The 12568-nt window shown below is 62.6% G+C and carries 9 protein-coding genes; 2 read left to right on the top strand and 7 right to left on the bottom strand.

The annotated features are described in order from the left end of the window. Window positions 1–33: 33 nt before the first annotated feature. Window positions 34–399 (bottom strand): VOC family protein, encoded by a 366-nt coding sequence (locus tag ACQ4LH_RS04705; protein ID WP_430696155.1) that lies wholly within the window; start codon window positions 397–399, stop codon window positions 34–36. A 250-nt stretch (window positions 400–649) separates the two neighbouring features. Between ACQ4LH_RS04705 and alr the strand changes: the two genes are divergently transcribed. Then, window positions 650–1729, top strand: coding sequence for an alanine racemase (alr, locus tag ACQ4LH_RS04700; RefSeq protein ID WP_430696154.1), 1080 nt, complete (start codon window positions 650–652; stop codon window positions 1727–1729). A 1-nt stretch (window position 1730) separates the two neighbouring features. Here the strand turns inward: alr and ACQ4LH_RS04695 are convergent, their stop codons facing one another. Further along, complete coding sequence (locus ACQ4LH_RS04695; RefSeq protein ID WP_430696153.1) at window positions 1731–3635, bottom strand: diguanylate cyclase domain-containing protein; 1905 nt, start codon at window positions 3633–3635, stop codon at window positions 1731–1733. Window positions 3636–3758: 123 nt separating this feature from the next. Continuing rightward, the gene (locus ACQ4LH_RS04690; protein ID WP_430696152.1) at window positions 3759–5639 is read right to left on the bottom strand and encodes a diguanylate cyclase domain-containing protein; all 1881 of its coding nucleotides are present in this window, start codon (window positions 5637–5639) and stop codon (window positions 3759–3761) included. Window positions 5640–5868: 229 nt separating this feature from the next. On the opposite strand from ACQ4LH_RS04690, the gene ACQ4LH_RS04685 reads away from it, so the two are divergent. Beyond that, window positions 5869–8184 carry a YgiQ family radical SAM protein gene (locus ACQ4LH_RS04685; RefSeq protein ID WP_430696368.1) on the top strand — a complete coding sequence of 772 codons (2316 nt, stop codon included), beginning with the start codon at window positions 5869–5871 and terminating at the stop codon, window positions 8182–8184. Between the two features lie 60 nt (window positions 8185–8244). On the opposite strand, the gene ACQ4LH_RS04680 is transcribed toward ACQ4LH_RS04685, so the two are convergent. From ACQ4LH_RS04680 to ACQ4LH_RS04665, 4 genes are all read right to left on the bottom strand, one after another. After that, window positions 8245–9510 carry an Hsp70 family protein gene (locus tag ACQ4LH_RS04680; protein ID WP_430696151.1) on the bottom strand — a complete coding sequence of 422 codons (1266 nt, stop codon included), beginning with the start codon at window positions 9508–9510 and terminating at the stop codon, window positions 8245–8247. A 160-nt stretch (window positions 9511–9670) separates the two neighbouring features. Further along, window positions 9671–10627 carry a lysylphosphatidylglycerol synthase transmembrane domain-containing protein gene (locus ACQ4LH_RS04675; RefSeq protein ID WP_430696150.1) on the bottom strand — a complete coding sequence of 319 codons (957 nt, stop codon included), beginning with the start codon at window positions 10625–10627 and terminating at the stop codon, window positions 9671–9673. Between the two features lie 144 nt (window positions 10628–10771). After that, window positions 10772–11209: a YqaA family protein gene (locus ACQ4LH_RS04670; RefSeq protein ID WP_430696149.1), complete on the bottom strand. Its 438-nt coding sequence runs from the start codon at window positions 11207–11209 to the stop codon at window positions 10772–10774. Window positions 11210–11233: 24 nt separating this feature from the next. Then, on the bottom strand, window positions 11234–11962 hold the full coding sequence (locus ACQ4LH_RS04665) for a VC0807 family protein (RefSeq protein ID WP_430696148.1): 729 nt from the start codon (window positions 11960–11962) through the stop codon (window positions 11234–11236). Between the last annotated feature and the right edge of the window lie 606 nt (window positions 11963–12568).

Genomic DNA, 12568 nt, shown 5'->3' with positions numbered 1-12568 from the left:
CGGGCGCGCTGACGCACGCCCGGAATGCCGGGTTTAGGACATGCTGTGCAGGCCCACTTCATTACCTTCGCTGTCTTTTATCACAGCGATAAAGCCATGCGGCGCGATGGACATCTTGCTATGGATGATCACGCCCCCTGCCGAGGGAACCCGGTTCACCACAGCATCCAGTTGTCCCTCGACGTTCAGGTAGATGCGGGTGCCGCCAATGCCGCTCTGTTGCTCTGCAGACTCGCTCAGGCAGCCACCGACACCGCTTTCCTGTGCATAGGGGAACAGTGCCATGCGCCCGCCAATGCCCTCCATTACCTCCAGCGGTGTCGCCAGGGCGCGTTCATAGAAGCCACGGGCCCGCTCGAAGTTGCTGACAAATAGTTCGAACCAGTTGATCGCATTCATTTTCTCTCTCCTTGAAGGTTAGGGTGCGACAGGCAACGGCAGTATCTGACGGCGCGTTTTAGCCTGTGGAACCCACTCTAGGGGAGTGCTACTGACAGCTTAATGTCAGTAGCTTTTGCCTCGTTGCGATTAAATTTGCGTCGCGCGCAGCGGCATCGCAGGTGTATGGCTTGTGCAGGGCTACCTAGCGCTTGCAGCTCGGGAGCTGAGGGTTAAGATGCTCGGCTTTAGCCTGCCGTGGAGCCCTGTCATGCGTCCTCTTGTTGCCACCATCGATCTGTCAGCCATCGCCCATAACTACGCGGTGGCCAAGCGTTGCGCGCCGGGGCGGCAGGCGTTTGCGGTGGTCAAGGCGAATGCCTACGGGCATGGCGTGCGTGAGGTGGTGACGGCGCTGCACGATGTCGCCGACGGCTTTGCCGTGGCCAGCCTGGAGGAGGCTGCCGAGGTGCGTGCGCTGCACGGTGAGGCGCGGATTCTATTACTCGAGGGCTGCTTCGAGGCGGACGAGTATCGGTTCGCCGCGCAGTTGGGGCTGGATGTGGTGTTGCACAGCGAGCAGCAAGCGCAGCATTTGCTCGCCGCCAGCCTGGCGCGGCCGCTGAATCTGTGGCTGAAGCTGGACAGCGGCATGCATCGCCTGGGCTTCAGCGCAGCCGCCGTGCGTGAGTGGCACGGCCGCCTGCAAGGAGCGGCGCAGGTAGCCGAGCTCAACCTGCTCAGCCACTTTGCCTGCGCCGATGAGCGCGGCAGTGAAACCACTGAGCTGCAGCTTGAGCAGTTTCTCGATTTGCTGGATCTGGACTTTGCCCAGCGCTCGCTGGCCAACTCGGCGGCGATTCTGACCATCCCGGCTGCTCATATGGATTGGCTGCGTCCGGGCATCATGCTCTACGGTGCTACGCCTTTTGCTGACCTGGGTGTGGCTGGGCTGGGCCTGCGCCCGGCCATGAGCCTGACCGCGCAGCTGATTGCCTGCCGCGATGTGGCGGTGGGTGACGCGGTTGGCTATGGCGGCACCTGGCGCGCTGAGCGGCCGTCGCGCATCGGCACGGTGAGTTGTGGTTATGCCGATGGTTACCCGCGGCATGCGCCGGCCGGCACGCCGGTTATCGTCCGTGGCCAGCGAGTGGCACTGGTCGGACGGGTGTCCATGGATATGCTGACGGTCGATCTGACTGATCTGCCCGCTGCCGCTGTGGGTGATGCGGTCGAGCTGTGGGGCGCGCAGTTGCCGGTGGATGAAGTGGCGCAGGCCGCTGGCACCATTGGCTACGAGCTGCTCAGCAAGGTCACTGCACGGGTGCCACGGCGCTACCGCAACAGCTGAGTCAGAGCAGGCCGCTGGGCACGCTGAGTACATCCAGGTGCAGGCGTGCACTGCTGCTCAGTTCACCGTCTTCGCCGCAAACGGCCGAGCCTGAGCGGCCGCGGGTCTTGACTCGGTAGAGCATCTCGTCTGCCGCCTTGTACAGCGCGGTAAAGGTGCCGGCGTGTTGCGGGTACAGCGCCACACCAATGCTGATGGTCACGGTCAGCCGTTCGGCGCCGTACATCACCGGCTTGGCCAGCTCGGCGAGCAGGCGGTTGGCGATTTCCCGGGCGTGTTCTTCGGCATCGGCACCGCACACCAGTACGGCAAACTCATCGCCGCCCAGGCGCGCCACAGCGTCGCCCGAGCGCACATGCTCACGCAGGCGCAGGGCTATCTGCTGCAGCATCAGGTCACCGGCATCGTGGCCGTGTTTGTCGTTGATCGGCTTGAAGTGATCGAGGTCGATCAGCAGCAGGGCAATCGCTTCGCTGTGCCGGCGGGCGTTGGCCAGTGCGGTTTCGCAGCGCTCGACCAGATAACGGCGGTTCGGCAACTCGGTCAGGGGGTCGTGAAACGCCGCGTGTTGCAGCGCTTGTTCACGTTGGCGCAGGCGTTCATTGGTGGCGGCCAGTTCGGCCGTGCGCAGATCAACCGAGCGCTGCAGGTCGGCGGCATTGGCTTGAGCCAGAGCCAGGCGCGCGGTTTTTTCGCGGTCGGCCTGGAGGATCGCATCGGCCTTCTCCTGCTTGAGAATCTGGATGCGGTAGGCCAGGGCGAAGGAGAACAGGATCGCTTCAGCCGCGACGGCCAGTGGGAACAGGTAGGCGGTGGACTCGCCCGGCTGCACCACGCCAGCGGCGCGCAGCACCAGAATCACAAAGCTCAGCAGTACGCTGCCGTAGCCCAGCAGATAGAACAGCGCCGGGGTAAAGCCCTGTTTCCAGCGGATGGCTGCGCTAAGCAGCAGGGTGGGCACGGTAATAATCGGGATCAGCCCGATCAGCATGCCCGTTTCGCTGCGATAACCCGCCAGATTGACCGCCAGAGCCAGCAGGTACACCGCGATACAGCCGTTGAGGATGTGGTGAGCAATGCGTAGCGTGGTGCGGGTGGATAGCAGCTCCTGAGCAAAACGCAGGATGCCCAGGCTGACCAGAATGGGCAGGGTGATGCGATCCAGCCAGGTGGGCACCGGGCCATCGGGCCAGAGGTACTGGAAGCCATGGCCGCTCATGCTGGCGATAAACACCAGCGAAGCCGCCATGGTCAGCACATACCAGAGGTACGCCGGGTCGCGCAGGGCCAGCAGAATAAACAGGTTGTACAGCAGCAGAGCGAGGATCACCCCGTAGATCAGGCCGAGCACCAGGTGCTCGCGCTTGGCCAATTGTTCGAGGTCGTGCAGCTGCCAGATACGCAGCGGGAAGGAGTTGCCGGCTGGGTCGTAGGTGCGCAGGTAAAAGGTTTGCGGCTGCTCGCTCAGCGGCGGCAGGCTGAATACCGCGCGGCGGTAATCGTGGTCGCGGCCTTCGGCAAAACCGACGCGTTCACCGGCCTGGCGCAGCTGCCATTGGCCCGGGGCGCTGGGCAGGAAGATCTGCAGGTCGAGCAGGGTGACCGCGCCGACTTCTAGCCACCACTGCGTAGGGGCGTCACTTGCGCGTTGCAGGCTGAGCTTGATCCACCAGGGGTTGCTGCTCTGGCCAACGCTGGTACGCCCGGCGGCCGGCTGAAAACGGCTTTGCACGGCTGGGTCGGCCATGTCGGCGATGCTCAATTGGCCGCCCACATCTTCCAGCAGTTCGATCTGGCCATTGAGCACGCTGCCGCTGCTTGGCGCGCTCAGTAGTACCGGGCTGGCAACGCTCAGGCCGCTAAACAGGCTCAGCAATAGGAGGGTGGCTAAGGTTAGGCGCTGCACTGCGGACTTCCCGATGTCGAGTGGCGTTTTTCGCGAGTATAGGCGCAGCTGTGTGATCGTTCACAGAAGTTGCCGGCCAGGCATTAGTTTGGCGATAACCGGGCCGCCGCTACCTTTAAGTAATCAGCTCAGGCCACTGGGTACATTCAGCACATCCAGTTGCAGGCGGGCGCTGCTGCTCAGCTCGCCGTCCTCCCCGCAAACGGCCGAGCCAGAGCGGCCGCGGCTCTTGACCTTGTAGAGCATTTCATCGGCAGCCTTGTACAGCGTGGTGAAGTTGCTGGCGTGACGTGGGTACAGCGCCACGCCGATGCTGATGGTCACGGTGAGGCGGTCAGCGCCGTAGGCCACCGGCTTGGCCAGCTCGTCCAGCAGGCGGCGAGCGATGTCGCGGGCATGCTGCTCGGCATCTTCTCCGCAGATCAGCACGGCAAACTCATCACCGCCCAGGCGCGCCACTGCGTCACCCGAGCGTACGTGCTCGCGCAGACGCTGGGCGATGCTTTGCAGCATCAGGTCGCCAGCGTCGTGGCCGTATTTGTCGTTGATCGGTTTGAAATGGTCGAGGTCAATCAGCAGCAGGGCGGTGGCTTCACTGTGCCGACGAGCGTTGGCCAGCGCCGCTTCGCAGCGTTCGACCAGAAAACGACGATTGGGCAGCTCGGTTAGTGGGTCATGGAAGGCGGCGTGCTGTAGCTCGATTTCGCGCTGCAGCAACCGTTCATTGGTGGCTGCGAGCTCGGCTGTGCGTTGTTCGACCGAGTGCTTGAGTTCCGCCGCATTGGCTTGCGCCTGAGCCAGGCGCGCGGTTTTTTCGCGGTCGGCCTGTTGCAGGGCTTGGGCTTTTTCCTGTTTGAGCGTCTGGATGCGGTACGCCAGTGCGAAGGAGAACAGAATTGACTCGGCCGCCACCGACAGCGGGAACACATAAGCATTCCAGGTGGCCGGTTGCACCAGGCCGGTGGCGCGCATCAGCGCCAGGCTGATGCTGCCGAGAATCAGGCCATAGCCGCAGAGATACAGCAGGGCGGGGAAGTAACCCTGGCGCCAGCGGATCATGGCCGAGCCCAGCGCTGCCGGGATGCTGGTCAGCGATAGCAGGGCGATGATCCAGGCAGCGGTAGGCCGCTGGCCCAGACCGTCCAGGGCGACCGCCAGTACATAGCAGACGCAGGCCAGGCTCAGCAGGTGGTGGGCCCAGCGCACGTGACTGCGGGTTTGCAGCAACACTTGGGTGAAACGGCAAGCGCAGAAGCCCCACAGCGACGGCAGGGTGATGCGGTCCAGCCAGAAGGGCACGGGATTGTTTGGCCACAGGTACTGGAAGCCATGACCGCTCATGCTGAGGATCATCAGCAGAGCGCCGGCGGTGGTCAGCACGTACCAGAAGTAGGCCGAGTCGCGCAGGCTGAAAAAGATAAACAGGTTGTACAGCAGCAGGGCGGCGATGATGCCGTAGACCACGCCGAGGGCGAGGTTTTCTTCTGCGGCCGCTTGGGTCAGATGATCCAACTGCCAGGCGCGCATCGGGAAGGAGTTGCCGGCCGGATCATAGCTGCGCAGGTAGAAGGTCAAGGGTTGTGGATTCAGCTCCGGCAGCTTGAACAGCATGTGGCGAAATTCGTGATCGCGGCCTTCCTTGTGGCTGACCAGCTCGCCTGATTGGCGCTCCTGCCAACTGCCATTCTGGCCTGGCAAGTACAGTCGCAGGTCGAGTTGGGTGACCGAGCTGACTTCCAGCCACCACTGGCTGGGGGCATCGCTGGTGCGCTGCAGGGTAACCTTGATCCACCAGGGATTAAGACTCTGACCTACGCTGGCGCGGCCATTGGCTGGCTTGAAGCGACTCTGGATGGCCGGATCGGCCATATCGGTAATGGTCAGTTGTTCGCTGCTGTCTTCCAGCAGCTCGATGTCGGTGTTCAGGGAGGTGCCACTGCTGGCGGGCGTTAGCGTGATGGCTGCGCTCGCCAGGCCAGGCAGCAGGGCTAGGCTCAGCATCATTAGGATTGAAAAAGCTAAGCGTTGCACCACGTTCACCCCTTGTCCCGGCTATTGGCGACCGATGTTATGCGCCCGAGTATAGCTGTAAGCCACTACGCTGCTGCTACAGCGCTAGGGGGATTTCAGTCATTAAACCTAGCGCCGAAGTCGGGTTTGGTTAAATTTTGTGCTATATTCCGCGCCCGCGATTTTCCATCCTGTTCGCCTACGCCGGTCACTTTCCATGTCCATGCAAGCCGCCAAGCCGTTATTCGATTATCCAAAGTACTGGGCCGAGTGTTTCGGGCCCGCGCCTTTCCTGCCGATGAGCCGGGAAGAGATGGATCAGCTTGGCTGGGATAGCTGCGACATCATCATCGTCACCGGTGACGCCTATGTGGATCACCCCTCCTTCGGCATGGCGATCATCGGCCGACTGCTGGAGTCGCAAGGCTTTCGCGTCGGCATCATCGCCCAGCCGAACTGGCAGTCGAAAGACGACTTTATGAAGCTCGGCGAGCCGAACCTGTTCTTCGGCGTCGCGGCCGGCAACATGGACTCGATGATCAACCGCTACACCGCTGACAAAAAAATCCGTTCCGACGATGCCTACACCCCCGGTGGCATGGCCGGCAAACGCCCGGACCGCGCCAGCCTGGTGTACAGTCAGCGCTGTAAAGAAGCCTATAAAAACGTGCCGATCGTCCTCGGCGGTATCGAAGCCTCGCTGCGCCGCATCGCCCACTACGACTACTGGCAGGACCGCGTGCGCAACTCGATCCTGATCGACGCCAGCGCCGACATCCTGTTGTACGGCAACGCCGAGCGCGCCATCGTCGAAGTGGCCCAGCGTCTGTCCTACGGCCACAAGATCGAAGACATCACCGACGTGCGCGGCACCGCGTTTATCCGCCGCGATACGCCGCAGGGCTGGTATGAGGTGGACTCCACCCGCATCGACCGTCCGGGTAAGGTCGACAAGATCATCAACCCGTACGTCAACACCCAGGACACCCAGGCCTGCGCCATCGAGCAGGAGAAGGGGCCGCAGGAAGACCCGAACGAAGCCAAGGTGGTGCAGCTTCTCGCCAGCCCACGGATGACTCGCGACAAGACGGTGATTCGCCTGCCGTCCATGGAAAAGGTGCGTAACGACCCGGTTCTGTACGCCCACGCCAACCGCGTGCTGCACCTGGAAACCAACCCGGGCAACGCCCGCGCGTTGGTGCAGAAGCATGGCGAAGTGGACGTGTGGTTCAACCCGCCACCCATTCCCATGACCACCGAAGAGATGGATTACGTGTTCGGCATGCCCTATGCGCGTATCCCGCACCCGGCGTACGGCAAGGAAAAAATCCCGGCCTACGACATGATTCGTTTCTCGGTAAACATCATGCGTGGCTGCTTCGGCGGCTGCACCTTCTGCTCGATCACTGAGCACGAAGGACGGATCATCCAGAACCGTTCGGAAGAGTCGATCATTCGCGAGATCGAAGAGATCCGCGACAAGGTGCCAGGCTTTACCGGGGTGATTTCCGACCTCGGCGGGCCGACCGCCAACATGTACCGCATCGCCTGCAAAAGCCCGGAAATCGAGTCCGCGTGCCGCAAGCCGTCCTGCGTGTTCCCTGGCATCTGCCCGAACCTGAATACCGATCACTCGGCCTTGATTCAGCTGTATCGCAGCGCCCGTGCCTTGCCGGGGGTGAAGAAGATTCTGATTGCCTCGGGCCTGCGTTACGACCTGGCTGTGGAGTCGCCGGAGTATGTGAAGGAGTTGGTCACCCACCACGTCGGTGGCTACCTGAAGATCGCCCCGGAGCACACCGAGGAAGGCCCGCTGAATCAAATGATGAAGCCGGGCATTGGCAGCTATGACAAGTTCAAGCGCATGTTCGAGAAGTACTCGAAAGAAGCGGGCAAAGAGCAGTACCTGATCCCGTACTTTATCGCTGCGCACCCGGGCACCACCGACGAAGACATGATGAACCTGGCGCTGTGGCTGAAGGGCAACGGCTTCCGTGCCGACCAGGTGCAGGCGTTCTACCCGTCGCCGATGGCCACCGCCACGGCCATGTACCACTCGGGCAAGAACCCGCTGCGCAAGGTCAGCTACAAGAGCGACGGCGTGACCATCGTCAAGAGCGAAGAGCAGCGCCGTCTGCACAAGGCCTTCCTGCGTTATCACGACCCGAAAGGCTGGCCGATGCTGCGCGAAGCGCTGACCCGCATGGGCCGCGCCGACCTGATCGGGCCAGGCAAGAACCAGCTGATCCCGCTGCACCAGCCGGCTACAGACAGCTACCAGAGCGCACGCCGCAAGAACTCGACGCCGGCCGGTAGCCACAAGGTCGCCAAGGACACCACCAAGAGCAAGCCGATGCTGACCCAGCACACCGGCTTGCCGCCGCGTGACACCGGTGCTGCGGGTGGTAACCCCTGGGACAAGCGCGAGCAGGCCAAGGCGGCCGCGCAGGTGCGTAACCAGCAGGCGGCCAAGGAGCGTGCCGACGCGGCCAAGGGCAAAGGCAAGAAGCCGGTGAAGAAACCGGCGGTGCCGCGCTGATTTTGCAGCAATAAAAACGCCAGCTTCGAGCTGGCGTTTTTTATGGTGGCCGGGCGCTGCTCAGCCGTAGCGCTTTTTCGCTTCGATGGCCAGGCCGCTACCGATGCTGCCGAAGGTGTTGCCTTCCACGTGCTGGGCATTGGGCAGCATGGCCGCGACGCTCTGGCGCAACGCGGGAATGCCGCTGGAACCGCCGGTAAAGAACACCGTATCGACCTGCGCAACGCTGATGCCGGCATCGCTGAGCAGCTGGGTGACGCTTGCGCGCACGCGCTCCAGCAGCGGTTCGATGGCACCTTCAAACAGCTCGCGGGTCAGCTCGGCGACCAGGCCATCTTCCAGGCGGCTGAGGTCGATGGGCCGTGCATCCTGCTCGGTCAGGGCGATCTTGCTTTCTTCCACCTGCATGGCCAGCCAGTGGCCGTCGCGGCGTTCGATCAGCTGGAACAGACGATCAATGCCCGTGGGGTCGACGATGTCGTAGCGCATGCTCTGCAGCTGGCGCTGGGATTGTGCCGAGTAGACCGCATTGATGGTGTGCCAGGTGGCCAGGTTCAGGTGGGTGCTGGTGGGCATCGGCGCATCGCTCTTCATTCGGCTGCCGTAGCCAAACAACGGCATCACGCCGGCCAGGGAGAGCTGCTTGTCGAAGTCGGTACCGCCGATATGCACGCCGCCGGTGGCGAGGATGTCGGCATGGCGGTCGGCCACTGTGCGGCGCTCGGGGGCCAGGCGCACCAGAGAGAAGTCCGAAGTACCGCCGCCGATATCGACGATCAGCACCAACTCTTCGCGCTCAATGCCGGACTCGTAGTCGAAGGCCGCGGCAATCGGTTCGTACTGGAACGACACATCCTTGAAGCCGAGCTTGTGCGCCACGGCCACCAGGGTGTTTTGCGCTTCCAGATCGGCCACCGGATCATCGTCGACGAAGAACACCGGGCGGCCCAGCACCACTTCCTCGAATGGTCGGCCTGCGGTGTTTTCCGCGCGGGTTTTCAGCTCGCCGATAAAGAAGCCGAGCAGGTCCTTGAATGGCAGGGCGCTGCCGAGCACGGTGGTTTCGCTTTTCAGTAGCTTGCTGCCCAGCAGGCTTTTCAGCGAGCGCATCAGGCGGCCTTCGTAGCCTTCCAGGTATTCCTGCAGGGCCAGGCGGCCGTAGACCGGGCGGCGTTCTTCGAGGTTGAAGAACACCACCGAGGGCAGGGTGATCTTGCCGTCTTCCAGTGGAATCAGGGTTTCGGCGTCGGGGCGCAGCCAGCCGACGGTGGAGTTGGAGGTGCCGAAGTCGATGCCGCAGGCGCGGGCGGGAGTGGAGAAAGTCATGCGGCGCGCGGTTCCTGAACAATTACCGGAGGTTGTTTGGCGTCGCATCGCGACGACCCAGAGGGTGACCGCCATGCTGGGCAGGGTCACAAAAACGGCCGCGCATTCTATGCGAGTGTGCGGCGCAATGCTGCCCCCGGTTATCCGGTGTTTGTTCGGCTCAGGGTAGTGGCGGGTTGTCTGAGGTCGTGCGTCGGCTCTGCCACTGCGTCCACTCGAAGCCCAGCACCACCAGCAGAGACAGGGCAAACGGCAACAGCAGGTAGAAGCAGCGGAACACGATCAGCGCGGCGAGAACGTCCGCCGCTGGCAGCTCGGGCATCGCCGCGAGGAAGGTCACTTCCAGTACGCCCAGACCGCCAGGGGCGTGAGACAGCAGCGCCAGGGAGAACGAGGCGAGGAACACCCCGAACACCACCAGATAGCCAGGGTTGTGCTCTGCCGGCAGGGCGAAGTAGATGATCGCCGCCGCGCAAGCCAGCTCCAGCGGGCCGGCCAGCAACTGGCGGCCGACAATCCCCAGGCGCGGGTATTCGAGATGCAGTTTGCCCCAGTGCCAGGGCTTGAAGTGGCGCCAGGAGCCGAGCACATAGAGCGCGACCAACAGCAGCAGGAGCACGCCGATGATTTCGGATACCAGCGGCGTGACCTTGGCCACGCGGTGGATCAGGTCCGGCTCCAGCACCAGTACGCAGCCGCTGGCGAGGATGGTGCCGAGGGCGAAGGTGAAGGAGCAGAAGACGATCAGGATGCCGATTTCCTGCGGCGTCATGCCTTTGGTGCGGTAAGCGCGGTAACGCACCAGGGCGCCGGAGAACACCGATGCGCCGATGTTGTGGGCCAGTGCATAGGTGGTGAAAGAACACAGGCTGATAAAGCGCCAGGGGATTTTTTTGCCCAGATGCGCCAGGGCGATACGGTCGTACCAGGCCAGGGCGCTGTAGGCGCCGAGGGTAGCGACTGCGGCCAGCAGCCAGTCCAGGCGCGGAATGGCGCGCAGGCTGTCAGCGATTTCATCCAGGGAGATATTGCGCACTTGGTGATAGAGCAAGTAGCACGACAGCAGAACAGCTCCAAGACCCACCAGGGTCCAGATCAGATCGCTCCTTTTCATCACGGATGCAGCTCCACTGAGATCACTCCTTCGCTCTGCGATTGGCCCCGCACACGGCCGTTGCGAAGGCTGCGCAGTATCGCGGAGGCATGGCCGATGCTCAACCTCGGACTTGCTGTTGGCGTTACGGCGTGTGTCGCGTGCGACTCAACTCCAGCCAAGGGTCAGGGCTGCCAATACAGCATAGCGGGCGGTTTTCGCCAGGCTGACGATCAGCAGGAATACCCACAGGCGTTCGCGCATCACCCCGGCTACCAGGGTTAGCGGGTCGCCGATGATCGGCATCCAGCTCAGCAGCAGTGACCAGCGGCCATAACGCGCATAGCCGCGCTGCGCCTGCTGCAGGCGCGCATCGCTGACCGGGAACCAGGGTTTATGGCGAAAGTGTTCGAGGTAACGGCCGAGCAGCCAGTTGAGCAGCGAACCGAGGATATTGCCGACGCTGGCTACCGCCAGCAGCGCCCAGGGTGAATAGGCGCCGCTGAGCAGCAGCGCCACCAGCACGCTTTCCGATTGCAGCGGCAGCAGGGTGGCGGCGCCGAGGGCCGAAAGGAACAGGCCCAGGTAGGCGGAGAGCGTCAGCATCCGTGGCGCGCCAGTCAGCGTCGCTTAGGGCTGCTTTTCCTGCTCGGCATTGGCCATCACGTCTTCCAGCTTGAGGCCGGTGAGACCGTGAATGGTGCGCCAGAGGTAATAGAAGATGGCCATCAGCATGATCATCGACGGGATCGCGATCATCGGGTAGCTGAGCAGGTTCATTCGCCCCAGTTCGGCGTTGAAGGCTTCGCTGCCGGCCGGGCTGATCACGATCCACTTGGCCAGCACGTAGTTCATCGCTGAGGAGAAGAAGAAGGTGCCGCTCAGCCAGTAGGTGGCGCGGAGCAGGCGCGTCTCGAACAGCTCGGTATTGCCGGCCTGCTCCAGGCGCTCATGAATCTTGTCGACGTTGAGCACGGTCTTGTTGAACAGCATGGTGCGGATCAGTGGGTAGCGGGTGCGGGTCGATACCAGCACGGCGATGCCGATCAGCCCGGGAATGGCAGCTTCCTTGATCGCCAGCCACTGGTTGTCCAGCTTGAGCAGGCCGATGCCGCCGGTAAGCAGCACGCTGACCAGGCCGAGCAAGGCGATAAAGTTGAATTTGCGGTACTTGAGCAGCTCGAAGCTGCCCCAGCCCAGCGGGAAGGCCAGCGCCAGCATCAGCGCACCATCGGCGCCGAGCCTGGCTTCGCCGCTGAGTTTCATCAGAATCAGTGAGGGAATCAGGATGCTGACCAGTAAATCGATCAGTGGGCGGGGTTTGTGCGTGGCCTGAGTGCTTTGCGTGATATCGGTCATGTCATTCAAGGTGCAGGAAAGAGACGCGATCATCTCCTGCCTGAGCGGCGGCTGCCAGCCCAGCCGTCGCTTGGAGTGTGAAAAATAATTACCCGGAGCGATTTTTAACGGTGCGCCACAACAGTTCGGCGGATGGTGCTCAGTCAAGGTTGTTCATAAAAGCTGTAGCAGATGCAGGTGTTGCTATTTTGGCTCACGGTTTTCTGACAGATGACCGCTAATCCTCTGCCCGGCGAGGCTAATAGCCTGATGCTAAAGTGATATTGAAACTCTACGGTGACGCCTGCGTCCTGTTCTATGTGTTGCATGATGCGGCCACGTTTTGGGAGTGATGCTGATGTACAGCCGATGCCAATCGAGCTCTTTGCTACTGCTATTAGTTGTGTTGACCAGTTGGGCTACTCAGGCGTTGGCAAAGGACTGTATCGGTGTAGTCGCGGCGGGAGCCACGCCCTTCTGGGTGCAGGTGGAGGCGGGGGGGCGGCAGGSGGGGGGGGGGGCTTGTTTTGGNGGGGGNNTTTTTTNCGGGGCCGNGGCCGGGGGGGGGGGGGGGGAAACCCMCCGSMRRRGRHYAAATTGGGGGGGGGGGGCGGGTGCCAAGCGCCG

The organism is Pseudomonas peli (assembly GCF_050563605.1).
In the GTDB taxonomy this organism is placed as follows: domain Bacteria; phylum Pseudomonadota; class Gammaproteobacteria; order Pseudomonadales; family Pseudomonadaceae; genus Aquipseudomonas; species Aquipseudomonas peli_A.
The sequence above is the reverse complement of the archived record's forward strand: the minus strand, read 5'-3'. Positions and strand labels throughout refer to the sequence as shown.

Bases quoted from the DNA above. Each gene is read 5' to 3' on its own strand.
- ACQ4LH_RS04690 (WP_430696152.1), bottom strand. From the start codon at position 5,639: ATGATGCTGAGCCTAGCCCTGCTGCCTGGCCTGGCGAGCGCAGCCATC.
- ACQ4LH_RS04665 (WP_430696148.1), bottom strand. From the start codon at position 11,962: ATGACCGATATCACGCAAAGCACTCAGGCCACGCACAAACCCCGCCCA.
- ACQ4LH_RS04680 (WP_430696151.1), bottom strand. From the start codon at position 9,510: ATGACTTTCTCCACTCCCGCCCGCGCCTGCGGCATCGACTTCGGCACC.
- ACQ4LH_RS04670 (WP_430696149.1), bottom strand. From the start codon at position 11,209: ATGCTGACGCTCTCCGCCTACCTGGGCCTGTTCCTTTCGGCCCTCGGC.
- alr (WP_430696154.1), top strand. From the start codon at position 650: ATGCGTCCTCTTGTTGCCACCATCGATCTGTCAGCCATCGCCCATAAC.
- ACQ4LH_RS04685 (WP_430696368.1), top strand. From the start codon at position 5,869: ATGCAAGCCGCCAAGCCGTTATTCGATTATCCAAAGTACTGGGCCGAG.
- ACQ4LH_RS04705 (WP_430696155.1), bottom strand. From the start codon at position 399: ATGAATGCGATCAACTGGTTCGAACTATTTGTCAGCAACTTCGAGCGG.